Annotated in this window: 18 protein-coding genes; 11 read left to right on the top strand and 7 right to left on the bottom strand. The window is 62.3% G+C overall.

Going from position 1 to position 18,035, the window contains the following annotated elements; all coding sequences use genetic code 11:
* Nucleotides 1-17: 17 nt before the first annotated feature.
* From KHO30_RS32540 to KHO30_RS32585, 10 genes are all read left to right on the top strand, one after another.
* Nucleotides 18-704, top strand: a complete 687-nt coding sequence (locus tag KHO30_RS32540; protein ID WP_093645948.1) for a TetR/AcrR family transcriptional regulator — start codon at nucleotides 18-20, stop codon at nucleotides 702-704.
* A gap of 228 nt (nucleotides 705-932) precedes the next feature.
* Nucleotides 933-2,786 carry an allophanate hydrolase gene (gene atzF / locus KHO30_RS32545; protein ID WP_211703390.1) on the top strand — a complete coding sequence of 618 codons (1,854 nt, stop codon included), beginning with the start codon at nucleotides 933-935 and terminating at the stop codon, nucleotides 2,784-2,786.
* A 39-nt stretch (nucleotides 2,787-2,825) separates the two neighbouring features.
* Nucleotides 2,826-3,923, top strand: a complete 1,098-nt coding sequence (locus KHO30_RS32550) for a BMP family ABC transporter substrate-binding protein (protein WP_200620312.1) — start codon at nucleotides 2,826-2,828, stop codon at nucleotides 3,921-3,923.
* Nucleotides 3,924-3,980: 57 nt separating this feature from the next.
* A complete protein-coding gene (locus KHO30_RS32555) occupies nucleotides 3,981-5,096 on the top strand; it encodes an ABC transporter permease (RefSeq protein WP_211703467.1) in 1,116 nt (371 codons plus the stop codon).
* Nucleotides 5,089-6,015 (top strand): ABC transporter permease, encoded by a 927-nt coding sequence (locus KHO30_RS32560; RefSeq protein ID WP_171928398.1) that lies wholly within the window; start codon nucleotides 5,089-5,091, stop codon nucleotides 6,013-6,015. The genes KHO30_RS32555 and KHO30_RS32560 overlap by 8 nt, the downstream gene beginning before the upstream one ends.
* 75 nt (nucleotides 6,016-6,090) lie before the next feature.
* Nucleotides 6,091-6,825, top strand: coding sequence for a biuret amidohydrolase (biuH, locus tag KHO30_RS32565; RefSeq protein ID WP_211703391.1), 735 nt, complete (start codon nucleotides 6,091-6,093; stop codon nucleotides 6,823-6,825).
* Nucleotides 6,826-6,828: 3 nt separating this feature from the next.
* Entirely contained in the window at nucleotides 6,829-8,466 is a 1,638-nt protein-coding gene (locus KHO30_RS32570; protein WP_211703392.1) for an ABC transporter ATP-binding protein, read from the top strand.
* Nucleotides 8,463-9,158 (top strand): cysteine hydrolase family protein, encoded by a 696-nt coding sequence (locus tag KHO30_RS32575; protein WP_211703393.1) that lies wholly within the window; start codon nucleotides 8,463-8,465, stop codon nucleotides 9,156-9,158. The genes KHO30_RS32570 and KHO30_RS32575 overlap by 4 nt, the downstream gene beginning before the upstream one ends.
* Nucleotides 9,149-9,535: an oxalurate catabolism protein HpxZ gene (gene hpxZ / locus KHO30_RS32580; protein WP_200658385.1), complete on the top strand. Its 387-nt coding sequence runs from the start codon at nucleotides 9,149-9,151 to the stop codon at nucleotides 9,533-9,535. Before KHO30_RS32575 ends, hpxZ begins: the two co-directional genes overlap by 10 nt.
* Nucleotides 9,536-9,571: 36 nt before the next feature.
* Nucleotides 9,572-10,321 (top strand): GntR family transcriptional regulator, encoded by a 750-nt coding sequence (locus KHO30_RS32585; protein WP_200573427.1) that lies wholly within the window; start codon nucleotides 9,572-9,574, stop codon nucleotides 10,319-10,321.
* Between the two features lie 48 nt (nucleotides 10,322-10,369).
* On the opposite strand, the gene KHO30_RS32590 is transcribed toward KHO30_RS32585, so the two are convergent.
* From KHO30_RS32590 to KHO30_RS32600, 3 genes are all read right to left on the bottom strand, one after another.
* Complete coding sequence (locus tag KHO30_RS32590; protein ID WP_211703394.1) at nucleotides 10,370-10,975, bottom strand: flavodoxin family protein; 606 nt, start codon at nucleotides 10,973-10,975, stop codon at nucleotides 10,370-10,372.
* Nucleotides 10,976-11,025: 50 nt separating this feature from the next.
* The gene (locus KHO30_RS32595) at nucleotides 11,026-11,649 is read right to left on the bottom strand and encodes a cysteine hydrolase family protein (protein WP_211703395.1); all 624 of its coding nucleotides are present in this window, start codon (nucleotides 11,647-11,649) and stop codon (nucleotides 11,026-11,028) included.
* A 67-nt stretch (nucleotides 11,650-11,716) separates the two neighbouring features.
* Complete coding sequence (locus KHO30_RS32600) at nucleotides 11,717-12,481, bottom strand: SDR family NAD(P)-dependent oxidoreductase (protein WP_211703396.1); 765 nt, start codon at nucleotides 12,479-12,481, stop codon at nucleotides 11,717-11,719.
* 140 nt (nucleotides 12,482-12,621) lie between these two features.
* Between KHO30_RS32600 and KHO30_RS32605 the strand changes: the two genes are divergently transcribed.
* Nucleotides 12,622-13,512, top strand: coding sequence for a LysR family transcriptional regulator (locus tag KHO30_RS32605; protein WP_211703397.1), 891 nt, complete (start codon nucleotides 12,622-12,624; stop codon nucleotides 13,510-13,512).
* 87 nt (nucleotides 13,513-13,599) lie between these two features.
* On the opposite strand, the gene KHO30_RS32610 is transcribed toward KHO30_RS32605, so the two are convergent.
* Genes KHO30_RS32610 through KHO30_RS32625 form a run of 4 tightly spaced genes read right to left on the bottom strand, consistent with a single transcriptional unit; the run spans nucleotide 13,600 to nucleotide 17,981 of the window.
* Nucleotides 13,600-14,709, bottom strand: a complete 1,110-nt coding sequence (locus KHO30_RS32610) for an alkene reductase (RefSeq protein ID WP_211703398.1) — start codon at nucleotides 14,707-14,709, stop codon at nucleotides 13,600-13,602.
* A 45-nt stretch (nucleotides 14,710-14,754) separates the two neighbouring features.
* Nucleotides 14,755-15,621, bottom strand: a complete 867-nt coding sequence (locus KHO30_RS32615; protein WP_211703399.1) for an aldo/keto reductase — start codon at nucleotides 15,619-15,621, stop codon at nucleotides 14,755-14,757.
* Nucleotides 15,622-15,629: 8 nt separating this feature from the next.
* A complete protein-coding gene (locus KHO30_RS32620) occupies nucleotides 15,630-16,850 on the bottom strand; it encodes an MFS transporter (protein WP_211703400.1) in 1,221 nt (406 codons plus the stop codon).
* 12 nt (nucleotides 16,851-16,862) lie between these two features.
* Nucleotides 16,863-17,981, bottom strand: coding sequence for an alkene reductase (locus KHO30_RS32625; protein WP_211703401.1), 1,119 nt, complete (start codon nucleotides 17,979-17,981; stop codon nucleotides 16,863-16,865).
* Nucleotides 17,982-18,035: the final 54 nt, after the last annotated feature.

Here is an 18,035-nt window from a genome sequence, read left to right on the forward strand (position 1 = left end):
CCAGGCTTTCCATCGATATGAAACGTGCTTCCGCCCGATCGACCTCCGCTGCGTCGACCGCGCCCACAACCCAGCGTCAGAAGCTTGCTGCGGCGACCCGTCAACGCATCTTCAAGATTGCGATCGCCGAGTTTTCAGACAAGGGGCTAAGCGGCGCGCGCGTGGAGACGATTGCGAGCCGCTCGAAGGTCAACATCCGGATGATTTACCACTACTTCGGCGGCAAGGAGGCGCTTTATCTGGAAGTGCTCGAGTTCGTGCTGGGGCGCCTGCGGGAAGCCGAACTCAAACTCAAGCTCGATGTCGACCAGATCGAGCCGGTCACGGCCATCGTGCAGCTTTACGATTTCATCGAGGGGCACTTCGCGGCCCATCCTGAACTGTCGAAGCTTCTGTCGTTCGAGAATCTGAACCGCGCCCGGGTGATGAAGCGCTCGAGCGCGATTCCGGAAATGTCATCGCCGGTGTTGAGCCTGCTGCGCACGGTGATCGCGCGTGGCGAAGACGACGGCTCGTTGCGCAAGGACATGGACCCGCTTCATCTGTATGTCGCTCTGGTGAGTCTGTGTTCGTTTCACAAGTCGAACGCTTTTACGTTGTCGCGGATTTTCAACACCGACATGCTCGCCACGCAGTGGCAGGAAGATCACAAGGCGCAGGCACATGAGATGGTGCGCGCGTTTGTCTCCGCCGGCGCGTCGTAAGCGCCAGGCTCGAATGCAGGGCGCAGGAGCCCCGAGTTGGGGAGCGCTGCACCATGACGCATTGATCGAAAGGCGGCAACGCGGACCGTCTTCGCCGCCGGGAAATCGGCGCGAAACCAAACCTGGTAAGGCTAACAGCATGTTCGGGCTAACCTGAAAGTCACCTGGCATAGCTCCTGCTAATTTGAGTTCAAACTTGTATTCAAGATTGAACTCAAGGAAAAACCAGTGCCAATTTCGTCGCCCCTGAAGGTCCGTAGTCTCCTCTCGGCTTATGCCGCCAAACGTCTTACGCCCACTGAAGTCGTGGCGTCGGCGCTTGCTCGTATCGCCGAAATCGACCGGCCGGAAGTCTGGATCCTGCGTGTGCCTGCTGCAGACCTGGAGGCCCGCGCCCACGCGCTCGAAGCGCTTTACGAAGCGCAGGGCAGTGCCGTGTTCGAACGGATGCCGCTCTTTGGCGTGCCGTTCGCGGTCAAAGACAATATCGACGTTGCCGGCTTGCCGACCACCGCCGCGTGCGAGCCTTTCAGCTATACGCCGGACACCTCCGCATTCGCCGTGCAGCGCCTCATCGACGCCGGCGCGATCCTGATCGGCAAGACCAATCTCGACCAGTTCGCAACCGGCCTCGTCGGCACGCGTTCGCCTTACGGCGCGGTGCGGAACACCGAGTTTCCAGAGCGTGTGTCGGGCGGGTCGAGTTCAGGCTCGGCGGTTGCGGTAGCCGCGGGTTGCGTGGCCTTTTCGCTCGGCACCGACACGGCCGGCTCAGGGCGCGTGCCGGCTGGATTCAACGGGTTGGTCGGCCTGAAGCCGTCGCTTGGACTCGTCAGCAAGCGCGGTGTCGTGCCGGCGTGCCGCAGCCTCGACACGATCTCGGTGTTCGCGCACGACGTCGACGATGCGTGGCGCGTGTTCAATGAAATCGCGTGTTTCGATCCGCTCGACGGCTACTCGCGCAAGGTCCCAGGGCTCGGTCTCCTGCGTGGCGCGCCGCGGATCGGCGTGCCGGATCATCTCGAGTTCTATGGTGACGCAGCGGCGAATCAGGCCTTCTCGGCCGCACTCGATACGCTCTCTACCCATCTGCATCTCGCGCCCACGCCGATCGACTTCAAGCCGCTCAAGCAGGTCTCCGCGCTGCTCTACGACGGCCCCTGGGTGGCGGAAAGGCGCGCCGCGCTCGGTTCATTCTTCGAGACGCATCACGAAGCGGTCCATCCGGTCGTCGCTACGGTGATCGGCAAAGCGGATCGCTACAGTGCCGCTGACGCCTTCAACGGCCAGTACGCGCTCGCCGATCTGAAGCGGCACGCCGAGCAGCTCTTCGAGACGATCGACATCCTGATCGTGCCGACCACGCCGACGCATCCGTTGATCACCGACGTGCAGGCCAATCCTGTCGAGTTGAACAGCCAGCTTGGCTACTACACGAACTTCGTCAACCTGCTCGACCTGTGCGCGTTGGCCGTGCCATGTCAGCGTCGCCACGACGGCTTGCCAGCGGGCGTCACACTGATCGCGCCGAGCGGCGCGGACCGGCGGCTCGCCGAGTTGGGCGCGCGGATCCATGCGCTGTTCGGGAATGAGGCTGCGGACGTGGCCGGGATGGTGACTGAAAAGAAACCCGCGGCCGCGGCAAACACGATCGCGCCATTGCCGTTTCAGGAGCCGACGGTCGCGCTTGCCGTGGTCGGTGCACATCTGCGTGGCCAGCCGCTGAACTGGCAGCTTCAGGAAGCCGGCGCGCGTTTTGTCACGGCGACGCAAACCGCCACCGGCTACGCGCTTTACGCGCTTGCGAACACCCAGCCGCCGAAACCAGGCCTCGTGCGCGTTACCGACCAGCAAGGCGCACCCGTCGCCGTGGAAGTCTGGGAAATGCCGCTGCGCAGCTTCGGCAAATTTGTTGCCGACGTGCCCGCACCGCTCGGTGTCGGCTCCGTGCAACTCGCCAACGGCCTCACGGTGAAGGGCTTCATCTGCGAGCCGTCGGCAGTCAGTAACGGTAGTGGCGCACTAGACATCACCTCGTTTGGCGGCTGGCTCGCTTATCTCGACAGCCTGAACGTCAACTGAGGGCCAACGCTCTTCACCCCCAACCAGGAATTGGACACCATGACCAGTCGCCGCAAGTTCATCAAGAGCGCCAGCCTGTTGACGCTCGGCAATATCCTGCCGATTCAATCGGTGTTTGCCGCGCCGAAGACGACGGTCGGCGTGATCTACGTCGGTGCACGCAGCGACTACGGGTACAACCAGGCTCAGGCAACCGCTGCTGCCGTCATCAAGAAGATGCCTGACGTGAAGGTGGTGGAAGAGGAGAACGTGCCTGAAACCATCGCCGTGCAGAAAACCATGGAAGCGATGATCGAACAGGACGGCGCCACGCTGATTTTCGCGACCTCGTTCGGTTACTTCGATCCGCACGTGCTGAAGATGGCGGCCAAATATCCGAAGGTGCGATTCGCGCATTGCGGCGGTTTGTGGAAGCAGGGCAACCCGTCGAATATCACCAGCTACTTCGGTTATATCGACGAATGTCAGTACCTGAACGGCGTGGTCGCGGGCCACATGACGAAGAGCAAGAAGCTCGGCTTCGTCGCCGCCAAACCGATTCCGCAGGTGCTGCGCAACATCAACTCGTTCACGCTCGGCGCGCAGTCCGTCGATCCTTCGATCACCACGCAGGTGATTTTCACGGGCGACTGGTCGATGCCGGTGAAGGAGGCGGAAGCCACCAACAGTCTCATCGATCAGGGTTGCGATGTGCTGACCTGTCACGTCGACGGTCCGAAGGTCGTCGTCGAAACGGCGGAAAAGCGCGGCGCGATGAGTTGCGGCTACCACGCGAGCCAGGCGGCGCTCGCGCCGAAAGGCTATCTGACCGGCGCGGAATGGGACTGGGCGACGCCGTACAAGCAACTTGTCACGGGTGCACAGGCCGGCACGCCGCAACCGAATGTGTTGCGCGGCGGTTTGAAAGAGGGCTTCGTGAAGATGTCGCCGTACGGCGCGAAAGTCACCGCGCAGGCGAAGCAGAACGCCGACTCGATCAAAGGCAGCATGGTGGCCGGCAATTTCGTGATCTTCAAAGGGCCGATGAAGGACAACAAAGGCGGCACGGCGATCGCCTCCGGTGCGAGCCACATACAGACCGATTACACGCTCGAAAGCATGAACTATCTGGTGGCAGGCGTCGTCGGCCAGATCTGAACCTAGCCTGCGTGATTATGTGAGTGTGCGTGAGTTTGCATGAGCGAAGGAGCCGTGATGCGCCCCAATGCCCCTACCGCGAGAGTGATGCTGTCGCTCTTGCCCGCGCTGCCGACCGCGTTGGCGGTGCTCGGCACGCTGCTGCTGTTCTCGTTGTTCCTGCTGGTGCAGGGGCAGCCGGCGCTCGATGCGATCGGACTGATTTTTGAAGGCGCTTTCGGCTCGTCGTTCGCGTGGCAGAGCACCTTGCTGCGCGCGTCACCGTTGATGTTGACTGCGCTGTGCGTCGCGCTGCCCGCCCAGGTCGGACTGATCGTGATCGGCGGCGAGGGCGCACTCGCACTCGGTGGCATGTGCGCGGCAATCGTCCCGCAGATGCTGCCGCACGGCACGCCGTGGCTGGTCGCCACGCCGTTGATGGCGGTGGCGGGCATGCTGGCCGGCGGGTTCTGGATCGGCGCGGTGGGCGCATTGCGGCAGTGGCGTGGCGTCAACGAGACGATCAGCAGCCTGTTGATGTCGTATATCGCGATCGCGCTTTTCAAACATCTGGTGGAAGGGCCGTTGCGAGACCCCGCAAGCCTGAATAAGCCGTCCACCTATCCGGTGCCCGACGCGATGATGATCGGCTCGATCCCCGGACTCGACACGCACTGGGGACTGTTCTGGGGCGTCGTCGCCTGCATCGCGGCGTGGGTGTTCGTGAAGTTCAGCACCAAGGGCTTTGCGATGCGCGTGGTGGGCGGCAGTCATCGCGCGGCACGTCTGGTCGGCTTGCCGGTCAATCTGCTGGCGCTTGCCGCGTGCATATTGGGCGGTGCAGCGGCGGGACTCGGCGGCATGTTCGAAGTGGCGGCGGTGCAGGGCAGCGCAAATGCGTCCTTGCTCGCAGGTTATGGCTACGCGGGCATCCTCGTGGCGTTCGCCGCACGGCAGAATCCGCTCGCGATCATCGCCTGCGCGCTGATGATCGGCGGCATCGAGGCGAGCGGTTCTCTGCTGCAACGTCGACTCGATCTCCCCGACGCCACTACGCTCGTCTTGCAAGGTCTGCTGTTCGCTAACCTGCTCGCGTGGGAAGCGCTTGGCGGGCGCATCGCTGCATGGCGCGTCAAATTGCAGGCCGCCGCGCAGGCCGACCTTCCCGTGCAACTGGAGCAGACCCATGCCTGATATGCACTCGCCCATCGTGATCCTGTTGCTGTCGCTGTTCGCCGGTGCGATCCGCGTCAGCACGCCTTATCTGTTCGTCAGTCTCGGCGAGTGTCTGACCGAGAAGGGCGGGCGCGTGAATCTCGGCCTCGAAGGCATCCTCGTGTCAGGCGCGATGAGCGGCTATGCCGGTGCTTTTCTGACTGGTTCGCCGTGGGCCGGTGTGCTTGCGGCCGGTTTCGTCGGCTTGCTGCTCGGCTGCCTGCATGGCCTCGTGTGCTCGTTGCCGCGCGTGTCGGACATTGCGTTCGGCATCGCGTTGATGCTGCTCGGCACCGGGCTCGCGTTCTATCTCGGCAAGCCCTTCATCGAACCGCAGGCGCCGATGCTGCCGTTCATCGACCTCGGCACGTGGACCTCGTCGCCCCAATTGCATAACGCGCTGCATATCAACCTGCTGTTCGTGATCGGCGTGGTGTTGTCCTTCGTTCTGCAATGGGGCTTGCGCAATACCCGTTGGGGGATGGTGCTGCGGCTCGTCGGCGATCATGCCGAGACGGCGCGCGCCATGGGCTATCCGCTCACGCGCGTGCGCATCGCCGCGACGGCGGTGGGCGGCGTGTTCGCGGGTATCGGCGGTGCGTATCTTTCGCTGGTTTATCCGGGGAGCTGGAACGAAGGGCTCTCCAGCGGACAAGGACTGATGGCGGTCGCGCTGGTGATCTTCGCGCGCTGGCAGCCCTTGCGCTGCCTATGGGCCGCGTTGCTGTTCGGTGCGGCCGGCGCGCTCGGGCCGGCGTTGCAGGCGATCGGCGTGACGAGCGGCTATTACCTCTACAACGCGGCGCCGTATGTGCTGACGCTCGCGATCATGATCGTCAATTGCCGTCCGGATCGCACGCTGGCTGGCGCGCCGGGCGAGTTGAGCCTGACTCGCTGAGCTTGCTCCACTGATTTTGCCCTGCCATGCGTGCCTTCAACGACCCCGTCAGGACCTAACAAGGATCTCACCGCCATGAACCGATTCATCGAAGCGAAACCGTACCCGTGGCCCTACGATGGCGACCTGCGACCGGAGAACACGGCGCTCGTGATCATCGACATGCAGACGGATTTCTGCGGCCACGGCGGCTATGTCGACAAAATGGGCTACGACCTGTCGCTGACGCGCGCGCCGATCGAGCCGATCAAAAGCGTGCTGAAGCCGATGCGCGAACTGGGCTTCACGATCATTCACACGCGTGAAGGGCATCGCCCGGACCTCTCCGATCTGCCCGCGAACAAACGCTGGCGCAGCCGCCGCGCGGGCACCGACGGCGTAGGCATCGGCGACGACGGCCCCTGCGGCAAGATTCTCGTACGCGGCGAACCGGGCTGGGAAATCATCGACGAACTGAAGCCGCTGCCAGGTGAAATCATCATCGACAAACCCGGCAAGGGCTCCTTCTGCGCGACGGATCTCGAACTGATCCTGCGAACGCGCGGCATCATCAATCTGGTGTTGACCGGTATCACCACCGACGTCTGCGTCCACACGACGATGCGCGAGGCCAACGATCGCGGTTTCGAATGCACGGTGCTGGCCGATTGTTGCGGCGCGACCGACAAGGGCAATCACGACGCCGCGCTGCACATGATCACCATGCAAGGCGGCGTGTTCGGCACGGTGTCGGATTCGCACGCGCTGCTGGCTACGCTACTGGCCAAGACGGCTGCGCCAGCAGCGGCGCTTGCCACTTCGGGCAGATAAATCATGACCACGGCGCCGAAGGCATTGGGTGTGGAAGTGCTGAACGCAAGCAAATCGTTCGGCGCGTTTCGCGCATTGGATGGCGTATCGATCAAGGTCAAAGCCGGCACGATGCACGCGCTGCTCGGCGAGAACGGCGCGGGCAAGAGCACGCTCGTGAAGGGACTGGTCGGTTATGGCGTGCTCGACGACGGACAGATCGTCGCCGACGATCGTGAAGTCCACATCGCGTCGCCGCGTGATGCACAGGCGCTCGGCATCGGCATGGTGTATCAGCATTTCACATTAGCGTCCGGCCTTTCGGTCGAAGAAAACCTGTTGCTCGCACGCGGGCGGATGCCGTGGAAAATCGACTGGAAGGGCGAGCGCGCCGCGCTTACCGCGTTCATGCAGCGCATGCCGTTCCGCTTGCCGCTCGACGCGCCGGTGGCCATGCTCGCTGCCGGTGAAAAGCAGAAGCTCGAGATCCTGAAGCAGCTTTATTTGCAGCAGCGCTTCCTGATTCTCGACGAACCCACCTCTGTGCTGACACCACAAGAAGCGGACGAAGTGCTCGGCCTGATGCGCGATCTGACCTCACGCGGCGAGCTGACGGTGTTGATGATCACGCACAAGTTCCGCGAAGTGATGGCCTATGCGGACGACGTCACCGTGTTGCGCAAGGGCAGGCAAGTCGGCACGAGCGCGGTTGCCAACACCAGCCGCGACGAACTCGCAGCGTGGATGATGGGCACCGTCGCTAGCCACGCGCCGAACGAAGTGCCCTTGAAGGACGAGGCGCCGGTGATGGCCGTGGTGACCGTGGAACGCCTGCCACGCAAACCCGTCGACGACACTGCGCAAGTGCGTCTCGCACTACGCGACGTATCAGTGGAAGACGATCGCGGCCACACCGCAGTCAAGCACGCGACGCTGTCCGTGCGCGCGGGCGAAATCCTCGGGCTTGCGGGCGTTTCTGGCAATGGACAAAAGGAGTTGGTGGAAGCGCTGGTCGGTCAACGTCGCGTGAAAGCCGGCGACATGGAGGTGGCGGGCAAGGCCTACCATGCAACGCGCGAAGAAATGACCCAAAGGCGCGTGTTCGCGATTCCCGAGGAGCCGCTAAAGAACGCCTGCGTCGCTGCGATGAGCGTGGCGCAGAACCTCGCGCTGCGCGACTTCGATCGCGAGCCGTTGCGGCGCGGCGGCTGGTGGCTCGACGGGCGCGCGGTGCGTGAGCGCGCCGCGCAACTGATCGCCGAGTTCAACGTGCGTCCACCGCTACCCGAACGAACCATCGGCACGCTGTCGGGCGGCAACGTGCAGCGCGCGGTGTTGGCGCGCGAGCTCGGACAGCCGGTGGATGTGCTGATCGTCGCCAATCCTGTGTTCGGTCTGGATTTCGCGTCGGTTGCCGATATCCATGCCCGTCTGATGGCTGCACGCGATGCCGGCGCGGCGGTGTTGCTGGTCAGCGAAGACCTCGACGAACTGCTCGAACTGGCGGACCGCATCGTGGTGATCGCGGAGGGCAAACTCGTGTTCGAGACGCCTGCGGCGCGCGCGGACCGGACCGTGCTCGGTCAGCATATGGCGGGGCACGGCGATGCCCCGGCGCATCCCGCCGTACCCGCAGAAAGAATGAAGGAAGCCATTGGATGACACACCAAACCCCGTTGACGATCGACGCCCAACCGGGTCCCTTCACCTTGGACCCCACGAAAACCGCGCTGGTCGTGATCGACATGCAGCGCGATTTCATCGAACCGGGCGGCTTCGGCGAATCGCTTGGTAACGACGTATCGCTGCTGGCTGAGATCGTGCCGACCGTCGCGGCATTGCTGGCCTTCGCGCGCAGGCATCAATGGCTCGTGGTGCATACGCGTGAATCGCACGCGGCGGACCTGTCCGACTGCCCGCCGGCGAAACGGCTCAGAGGCGCGCCCAATGCCCGCATCGGCGATGCCGGACCGATGGGGCGCATCCTGATTCGCGGTGAGCCCGGCAATGCGATCATCGAGCCGCTCGCGCCGCTTGCCGGTGAACTCGTGATCGACAAACCCGGCAAGGGTGCGTTCTACGCCACCCGGCTCGGCGAAGATCTCGCGATGCGCGGCATCACGCGTCTCGTGTTTGCGGGCGTGACCACCGAAGTGTGCGTGCAGACCTCGATGCGCGAAGCCAACGACCGCGGCTACGACAGTCTGCTGATCGAAGACGCAACCGCCAGCTATTTCCCCGCGTTCAAGCAGGCGACGCTCGAGATGGTGCGCTCGCAAGGCGGTATTGTCGGCTGGACCGCACCGCTTGCTTCATTGACGAAACTCGACGAGACGATCCCGGCATGGAAGTGAATCAGCCCGACGTGGTAGCCCAAGTGCAGGCGGCATTTATCGAATATGAGCGGGCGCTGGTCGACAACGACGTCGCGGCGATGAACGCGCTTTTCTGGCACACGCCGGAGACGGTCCGCTACGGCATCGCCGAAATCCAGCATGGCGGCGAAGCGATCCGCGCATGGCGCGAGAGCTGCGAGCCGGTGCCGAAGTCGCGCAAACTGCATCGCACTGTGGTGACGACTTTCGGCACCGACTTCGCCACCGTCAGCACGGAATTCACCAGCGACGCGACGCCTTTGATCGGTCGCCAGATGCAGACGTGGGCGAGGCTTGGTCCCGCCGACGGCTGGAAGATCGTCGCAGCGCACGTCAGCCTTATCGCCATGCCATGAAACGCTGATAATAAGAAAAAAGGGGATGTGGCATCAATGAACGAAGATACGACGAATCTGCTCGAGACTCCCGCGGCGCCTGACACGCCTGCCATTCCGGCCGCCGCCAATCCGCTCGCCGAGCAGGTGTACCAGCAACTGAAGAACGATATCTTCAGCTTCCGCCTGTTTCCCGGCGACCGTTTTTCCGAAAACGGCATCGCGCAGCACTACGGCGTGTCGCGCACACCGATGCGCGACGGCCTGTTTCGTTTGCAACGCGAGGGCTATCTGGAGGTCGGCTTCCGGCGCGGCTGGAAAGTTTCGCCGATCAATTTCGACCAGCTCGATCAGCTCTATGATTTGCGCATCGTGCTGGAAGTGGCGGCCGTCGAACGCGTGGGGGCGGGCGGCGACGTCGCGCATGCGGCCGTGGAAGCGCTGAAAGCGATATGGTGCGTCGAGCCCGAATCGCGCGAGAGCGACCCAGTGAAAATGTTCGGCATGGACGAGAACTTCCACCGTCAACTGGTCGCGGCGACCGGCAACGCGGAGATGCTGCGCGTGCATAACGAAGTGACCGAGCGCATCCGCATCGTGCGTCGACTGGACTTCCTCAAACCGCACCGCACGAGCGCCACCTACGATGAGCACTCCACCATGCTGAACCTGATCGAACGCAACCGGGTGACCGAAGCGATCATCCTGCTGCGCGCGCATATCACGCAGAGCAAGCTGGAAGTGCGCAAGATCACGCTCTCCATGTTGGCCGCCGCGCGCGATAGCAAGTTGCCGTTTGTGTCCTGAGTGGCCTCAGTAAAATCCGCCCGGAAGACATCGACTTCTGCTCTGGAACTATCCCGCAGCCACACGTCCCCGGGCGAATTGGAGAGCGACTTGTGCCACACGCTCGCCAAGATATTCCGCCGTGAGCAGATCCGATTGCGGCGGGGAAGCTTCGGGGCCCTCGTCAGCATTTGACTGGGCGCCGGCGCCAAGAAAGAATCCCAGCCGATTCAGATCCTGCTCGGCACCCTTGGAGTGATTGTTGCCAGGTGGCAAGCCAAGGTTGACCCAATGCATGCCATGCTGGGCAGCCAGAATAGCGAACTGGATCAGCGTCTCAAGTTTGTCGCCGGACCGGGAGGCCGAATTCGTGAAACCGGCAGCGATTTTGTCCTTCCACGCTCCATCGAAAAAAAGCTTGGACGTTGCATCCATAAACGCTTTGAATTGGGCAGAGGCACTTCCCATATAGGTTGGCGCACCAAAAATGATGGCGTCCGACTGCGTGAGATCATCCCAGCGAGACTGCGCTTCTTCAGAGGTCAGAAATAGCGTCGACGCCCCTGCAACTTTCTCGACGCCACGTTTGACTGCCTCGGCTTGTCTGGCGGTGTGACCAAACCCACTGTGATAGACAATCGCAATCTTCACGGTGTCAGTTTTGGCTTTGCACATGCGTCATCCTTTCTCAAGTGCTATCCGGTAGTCTCACTAACGAATGGCAGTCAGACCGCCACGACAGCGTTCAAAAACTCATCGATCGTCAGGACCTCGTGGCCAAAGGTCGGATAGGACACGTCAATCGCTGCGCGATGGGCCAGTTCGGTAAAGTCGGCGACCGCATCCTTGAGGAAGGTGACATGGAAACCTGTCTCCAGAGCATGACGGCCCGTGCCTTCCACACACGTTTGGGAGGTCAACCCGGCAAGGACGACCTTTTCGATGCCGTTAGCGCGAAGCTGCTGTTCCAGATCGGTGCCAATAAACGAATCGAACATGCGATGCTGGCTGATGATCGTCTCGCCTGCCTGCGGCCGAAGCGGCGCGAAGAAGTCCGCTCCGTGGCTTCCTTTCCAGAATACCTGGTTGTCGATGCCAAACTGAAAGCGCGGATGCACGTGAGGGACGTCGTCGAAGCTATGTTCGTCAACCCCGTGCGGTGAAAAGAAAATTTTCATCCCTGCGGAACGCGCGCCTTGCAAAAGCCGCTTGAGATTTTCCACCAGCGCGGTTTCCTCGAGCATCGGCGCGATCATGCCGTTGAGCTTGCCGTCTTCCGCCAGAAAGTCGTTCAGCACGTCGACCAGGATCAGGGCGGTAGTTTGAGTTGAGTAGTTCAGTGTGTTCATCACGAATCCTTTTGCAGTAGGCAGTACGTTGGCGTTTGTGCCAGTTCGATGGCGATGCGTTGCGACCTCAGTTGGCGCTTTGACCGCCGTCCACAATAAGCGCGTGTCCATTCACATAGGAAGCCAGGTCGGACAGCAAAAACAGCGCGGCCTTGGCGATGTCATCAGGCTCGGCCAATCTGCCAAGCGGAATATTGGCCGCGAAGGGGTGGGACTCGGTACCGTCCGCGTTTGCTTCGATCCGTGCGGACGTCATGGGTGTTTTCGTGATCGATGGGTTGACGGAGTTGACACGGATGCCTTGTGAACCCAGTTCGACAGCCGCCGCACGGGCCAGTGCCACGACGCCACCTTTGCTGGCGCTGTAGATCGTCGTCCCGGGATAGGCGATGCTGGCAAGTACCGAACCGTTGAATACGATCGATCCACCGTTGCCCTGTAAGCGCATCTGTGCGGCCTGGGCCTGAAGACCAAAGAATGCCGCCTTGAGGTTCGTATCGATTACACGGTCCCACGTCGCTTCATCCAGCTTGTCTAGCGGACCGCCGCCGGAAACGCCGGCGTTATTGAAGGCGCAGTCGAGGCGGCCGAAATGCGCCACGACCTGGTCAACCACGCCGGTCATACTTCCCGGCTGCGTCACGTCGGCCTGAACGAAAACGGCCTCGCCGCCGGCCGCGACAATCTCCGCAACGACGGCATGGCCCTCGTCTGCGCGACGCCCGGTCAGTGCCACTTTTGCGCCTTCCTTGCCGAAGAGGATTGCGCTTGCACGACCGATTCCTGATGTGCCGCCGGTTACCAGCGTTACTTTTCCTTTGAGCAGTTCCATCACAACTCCTGATTTCAATTCGATGCTTGCCCGATGGCCGGAGTACCTTCTCCGCGCATCGTTTTCCATGAATGAAGTGTGATCTATTCGTGATATGGTGACTATCCATCTGCGACGAAGATCAATTATTCGTTTGCCAAATGAATGATCGCTTCCAGGAGTTGAGGCTGTTCGTGCGTGCTGCCGAATCCGGCAGTTTTTCGGCTGCCGCGCGCGAAATGGGGCTGTCGCAGCCCTCGGTGTCGCGCATTGTGTCCGAGCTAGAAGCGCGGCTCGGTGTGCGCCTGTTGCTTCGCACCACGCGCAAGATCGTTCCGACCGAAGCCGGCCAGGCATATCTGAAGAAAGCGAAGCAGCTGCTGCTGGATCTCGAGGAGGCAGATGAAGCCGCTCGCGGAGGCGGTAGTCTCAAGGGTACGTTGCGCGTGGCGGTCTCCGGGACCTTTTGTATCCGAACGATTCTTCCCAACCTGCGAGACTTTCTGAACGGTCACCCGCAGTTGAAGGTGGAGTTTCTCACTGCGGACGTCATGCATGATCTGATAGCGGAGGGCGTCGACATGGCAATTCGTTTCGGGCCCTTGCCGGATTCGGCTTTCGGTGTAAAGAAACTCGCGACACTAAAGCGACAGTTGATGGCATCGCCGTCATATGTTGAACGGCACGGAGCACCGAAAACGCCCGCCGAGCTTGCCCACCACGATTGCATTTTCGGCCCCACCGGCGTGCCGATTCTGCCTTGGGAATTCACGAAGGGCACTGAAAAAATATCCGTCAAAATTGATCCGCGATACTCGTTCACGTCGGCAGAAGCGCTGATCGCGTGCGCACGCGAGGGGCTGGGTATCGCGCGGGCGTCGGTTCTCATGTGCAAAACGGAGCTTGAATCTGGACAGCTCATCGCGTTGCTTCCCAAGTTCACGCTCGCCCCGGTTGAACTCCACGCGGTCTTTCCTGCCGGGCGGATACCTTCCCAGAAAGTCAGATCGTTCACTGAGTTTTTATCCGGCGTTCTCGCTGATAAGAAATGACCCACCGGGACGGTGGGTCACAATCACTCGAACACGCTCAGGAAGCGAATCATTAGCTTGGCGAATCGACGGTGACCAATGTGCCCATCAGGCCGAGCGCGTGTTTTCCTCATCCTGGTAGCACGGATAGTCGGTGTAGCCGACGTGCGTGCCGCCCCAGAACGCTGCGCGATCATATGGGGTAAGCGGGAGCCTCTGCTGCAAACGACGTGGCAGATCGGGATTCGAAGTGAAGTGCCGGCCAAATGCGACCAGGTCGGCATCGCCCTTGTGCAGAATTTCTTCCGCGCTATCGCCATTGAAGCCGCCGGCGGCAATGATCGGGCCGTCGAAAGCGCGGCGCAGCAGAGCGGACGCCACGGGCTTCTGATGCTCGTCGAGCGTTTCGACGCCTTTGACGCGCGGCTCGATAACGTGCAGATAGGCGAGGCCAAACCGGTTCAATTGCTCGGCCGCGTAGGTAAACGTCGCTTCTGGATTGGAGTCGGATATTGAACCCCACTGTCCGCTTGGCGATAAGCGCACGCCCACACGGTTCGCTCCCCACACCGATACGAGAGCGGTAACGACTTCGATCAGGAAGCGCGTGCGTTTTTCGATGGTGCCGCCGTACGCATCCGTGCGCTTGTTCGTGCCGTCCTGCAGGAATGTATCGGCCAGGTAGCCATTCGCCGAGTGCAGTTCAACCCCATCGAGGCCGGCAGCCAATGCGCGCTCGGCGCTCTTCCGGTAATACTCGATCACGGTCTGGATTTCGGCGACATCGATCGCACGGTGCATCGAGACCGGCACCCAGCCGTTATGCGTCAATGCTTCGCCTTCGAACGGCACCTCCGACGGCGCGATCGGCGCCGCGCCACCTGTCAGGTCAACGTGCGACTGGCGTCCGTCGTGTCCCAACTGCATGAAGATGCGGCCGCCCTTCGCATGAACGGCGTCGGCGATTCTTCGCCAGCCCGCGATGTGTGAGTCTTCATAGATGCCGGGTGCACCGAGGTAGCCGCGGCTGTCGTAGGACACGTGCGTCGATTCGGTGATGATCAGGCCACCGTCGGAAGCGCGTTGGCTGTAGTACTCCAGCATCAATTCGCTGGGGCTGTCGTCGCTGCTGGCGCGAAGGCGCGTGGTTGGCGCATGCACCACGCGGTGATTCAACGTGTAAGGGCCGAGTTGAAGCGGCGAAAAGAGTCGGGTCATCGTCAATCCTTGGTGAATATCGAATGCAATTGGCGCAGCGCTGGACTAGCGCTGCTGCCGTTGTGAGGTGGCGCGATCCAGCTCGCAAAATTCGCGGTCGGATAAGGTAATCGCGCCGGCCGCCACGTTCTCTTCCAGATGCGCGACGCGGGAGGTTCCCGGTATCGGCAGGATCACCGGACTGCGCTGCAATAACCACGCGAGTGCGATCTGCGCGACGCTCGCCTGATGGTTGCGCGCAATGGTGTCGAGTAGCGAGCCGGGGCGGGTCAGCTCGCCGGCAGCAAGCGGAAACCACGGGATAAAGCCAATGCCGTGGGCCGTGCAGTAATCCAGCGCGTCTTCACTACCGCGGTCACCGAGGTTGAAGCGGTTTTGCACCGTCGCCACCTTGAAATATTTCGATGCGGCTTTGATGTCGGCCACCGAAACTTCACTCAGGCCGGCGTGACGGATCACGCCGCTGTCGATCAGGTGGCGCACGGCGCCAAACTGCTCATCGCGCGGCACCACGGGGTCGATACGATGCAACTGCCACAGGCCGATCTGTTCGATACCAAGGCGTTGCAGGCTACCGTGCGCTTGCTGAATCAGGTACTCAGGCCGGCCGTGCGGAGTCCACTGGTTCGGACCTGTGCGTGCGAATCCCGCCTTGGTCGCCACGAGCATCCCGGCGCCATACGGATGCAGCGCTTCGCGGATCAATTCCTCCGAAACGTTCGGCCCATACGCGTCCGCCGTGTCGATGAAATTCACCTTGAGTTCAGGCAGACGACGCAGCACGCGAATGGCTTCGGCACGATCGGTGGGCGCGCCCCAGATGCCCGGGCCGGTGATTCGCATTGCGCCAAAGCCGAGCCGGCGGATTTCAGCGTCGCCGCCAATTTTGAAAGTAGGGCGAGGGATAGTCATGTTTCACCTCATGCGGCAGTGACCGCACCGTTTTGCGCCCGAACCAGGTGTTTGCCGATGCTGACGCTCAGGATCAGCGCCGCGACTTCGCAGAGCGCGGCGGTCCAACCCAGGTTGTTCACCGGGGTGAAACTCAGGGTCAGGGAGCCGAGTGCGGCGCCGAGCGAAAAGCCGAGATACATGAACGAAGCGTTCAGTGACAGGGCAATCGGCGTGCCGCGCAACCCGGCGAGATTGATCAGTCCTGCTTGCTGGGCAGGGTAGAAGGACCAGTGAGCAACGCCCCAAGCCACGACGCCGATCAGAACGGGAACCAGCGCCAACGTCACTGGCAGCCAGTGCGCGCTCGCCGACATGAGGGAGAACGCGAGGATCGACACGCTCAGGCAGGGGATGATCACGCGGCGGGGACCTACGCGATCCACTGCCTTGCCGCCGATGAATACGCCGATCGCTGCCGCAACGCCCCAGGTGAACAGCACGTAGCCGATTTGCGCGCCGTGCAACGGCGTGGTCTTCGCAACGAACAGCGCCAGGTACGTATAGACCGTGTACGCGCCCATCGCCCAAAGCGTGGTGACGAGCAAGGTCATCAGGATCACCGGCTGACGCGCAACTTGAATACGCTCGCGCAGCGTGGCAACCGGCAATCCTGCGCCGATGCTGCGCGGCAGGCCGAGCAGCAAACCTGCCGTAGCCGCAGCGGACAGGGCGGCGACGCCCGCAAAGGTCATGCGCCAGCCGAGCCGGTCACCGACGAACGCGCCCAGTGGCACACCAAAAGCAACCGCGCTCGTGATACCACCGTTGACGATGGCGAGCGCCGTACCACGCCTCTCCGGGCCGGCAATGGCGCCGGCCAGCGCGTTAGCGCCGGGCACATAAAGACCGGCAGCCGCGGCGAGCAGGATGCGCGCCGCCATCAATTCCCAATAGTTCTGGGCGGCCCAGGCGATGACGTTCGCCACGGTGAAGGCAGAAAGCGACAGGATCATCAACGTGCGCCGATGGAACGCGCCGGTCAGTGCCGTCAGAACCGGCGAGCTGAGTGCGTAGGCTAAGGCAAACACCGTGACGAGCTGGCCCGTGGCGACAATGCTGGTATGCAGGTCAGTGGCAATGTCGGGCAACAGACCGGCAATCATGAAGCTTTCGGTGCCGACCGCGAATGTCCCTAACGCGAGCCAGTAAAGCGGCGTCAGGGAAGTTGGCTGGGTGGTGCTGTTCATCGTGTGCTCCGCTTACGCTGTGACAGCGTCCGTGGTTTCGGTGCTGTAGAACGGGTAGTCGGTATAGCCGACGTCGGTGCCGCCGAAGAAGGTGGGGCGGTCATACGGGTTCAGCGGCAACTGAAGGCGCAGGCGTTCGGGCAGATCCGGGTTGGCGATGAAGTCACGGCCAAAGGCGACCAGGTCGGCGTCGCCTGCCTGCAGGACGGCTTCGGCGCTCGCGGCCTTGAAGCCGCCGGCGGCGATGATGACGCCCTTGTAGTGCTTGCGGATCAGTTGCGCGGCGACCGGGTTCGGATCCTTGCTGTCGTCGTCGACGTTGCCCAGCACGCGCGGCTCGATCAGGTGCAGATAGGCCAGGTTCAGTTTCGCCAGTTCCTGCGCGACGTAGCTGAAGAGTCCTTCCGGATTGCTGTCCGACATATCGCCCCAGCTGCCGCTCGGGCCAAGGCGCACGGCCACGCGGTCGCTGCCCCACACCGAGATGACGGCACGGGTGGCTTCGATCAGGAAGCGGGCGCGGTTTTCCAACGAGCCGCCGTAGATGTCGGTGCGCTTGTTGCTGCCGTCCTGCAGGAACTGATCGAACAGGTAGCCATTGGCAGCGTGCAGTTCGACGCCGTCGAAGCCGGCTTCCTTGCCGCGAATCGCGGCAGTACGGAAGCTTTCCACCAGCCCGGCGATCTCGGGGATAGTCAGCGCGCGGCTCGGCGTGTTCGGGATCCAGCCCGCTTCGGTGTAGGCAACGCCGCCATGCGGCACGGCGGAAGGCGCCACCGGCTCCACGCCACCTGGCTGCAACTGGCTGTTCGACTGGCGTCCAGCGTGATAGAGCTGCAGGAAGATGCGGCCACCTTTGGCGTGCACGGCGTCCGTCACCTGCTTCCAGCCGGCGATCTGGCTGTCGTCGTAGAGGCCCGGCGCGCCGAGGTAGCCGTTGCCATTGGGAGCGGCGATAGTGGCTTCACCGATCAGGAAACCGCCTTCCGAGGCGCGCTGCGCATAGTACTCGGCCATCAACGGGCCGGGTTTGGCGCCTTCTTCGGCACGCATGCGGGTGAGCGGCGCCAGCACGACACGATGGGACAACTGGTAGGGACCGACTTTGACTGCGGAATGGAGCTTCGACATGATTTCCTCGAGATTGAGTGGCTGGTGACTTTCAATCGCCAGCGGGCTTTCGAC

The sequence above is a fragment of the Paraburkholderia aspalathi genome (assembly GCF_905220735.1).
Classification (GTDB): domain Bacteria; phylum Pseudomonadota; class Gammaproteobacteria; order Burkholderiales; family Burkholderiaceae; genus Paraburkholderia; species Paraburkholderia aspalathi.

Bases quoted from the DNA above. Each gene is read 5' to 3' on its own strand.
- KHO30_RS32540 (WP_093645948.1), top strand. From the start codon at position 18: ATGAAACGTGCTTCCGCCCGATCGACCTCCGCTGCGTCGACCGCGCCC.
- KHO30_RS32550 (WP_200620312.1), top strand. From the start codon at position 2,826: ATGACCAGTCGCCGCAAGTTCATCAAGAGCGCCAGCCTGTTGACGCTC.
- KHO30_RS32555 (WP_211703467.1), top strand. From the start codon at position 3,981: ATGCGCCCCAATGCCCCTACCGCGAGAGTGATGCTGTCGCTCTTGCCC.
- KHO30_RS32560 (WP_171928398.1), top strand. From the start codon at position 5,089: ATGCCTGATATGCACTCGCCCATCGTGATCCTGTTGCTGTCGCTGTTC.
- biuH (WP_211703391.1), top strand. From the start codon at position 6,091: ATGAACCGATTCATCGAAGCGAAACCGTACCCGTGGCCCTACGATGGC.
- KHO30_RS32570 (WP_211703392.1), top strand. From the start codon at position 6,829: ATGACCACGGCGCCGAAGGCATTGGGTGTGGAAGTGCTGAACGCAAGC.
- KHO30_RS32575 (WP_211703393.1), top strand. From the start codon at position 8,463: ATGACACACCAAACCCCGTTGACGATCGACGCCCAACCGGGTCCCTTC.
- hpxZ (WP_200658385.1), top strand. From the start codon at position 9,149: ATGGAAGTGAATCAGCCCGACGTGGTAGCCCAAGTGCAGGCGGCATTT.
- KHO30_RS32585 (WP_200573427.1), top strand. From the start codon at position 9,572: ATGAACGAAGATACGACGAATCTGCTCGAGACTCCCGCGGCGCCTGAC.
- KHO30_RS32590 (WP_211703394.1), bottom strand. From the start codon at position 10,975: ATGTGCAAAGCCAAAACTGACACCGTGAAGATTGCGATTGTCTATCAC.
- KHO30_RS32595 (WP_211703395.1), bottom strand. From the start codon at position 11,649: ATGAACACACTGAACTACTCAACTCAAACTACCGCCCTGATCCTGGTC.
- KHO30_RS32600 (WP_211703396.1), bottom strand. From the start codon at position 12,481: ATGGAACTGCTCAAAGGAAAAGTAACGCTGGTAACCGGCGGCACATCA.
- KHO30_RS32605 (WP_211703397.1), top strand. From the start codon at position 12,622: ATGAATGATCGCTTCCAGGAGTTGAGGCTGTTCGTGCGTGCTGCCGAA.
- KHO30_RS32610 (WP_211703398.1), bottom strand. From the start codon at position 14,709: ATGACCCGACTCTTTTCGCCGCTTCAACTCGGCCCTTACACGTTGAAT.
- KHO30_RS32615 (WP_211703399.1), bottom strand. From the start codon at position 15,621: ATGACTATCCCTCGCCCTACTTTCAAAATTGGCGGCGACGCTGAAATC.
- KHO30_RS32620 (WP_211703400.1), bottom strand. From the start codon at position 16,850: ATGAACAGCACCACCCAGCCAACTTCCCTGACGCCGCTTTACTGGCTC.
- KHO30_RS32625 (WP_211703401.1), bottom strand. From the start codon at position 17,981: ATGTCGAAGCTCCATTCCGCAGTCAAAGTCGGTCCCTACCAGTTGTCC.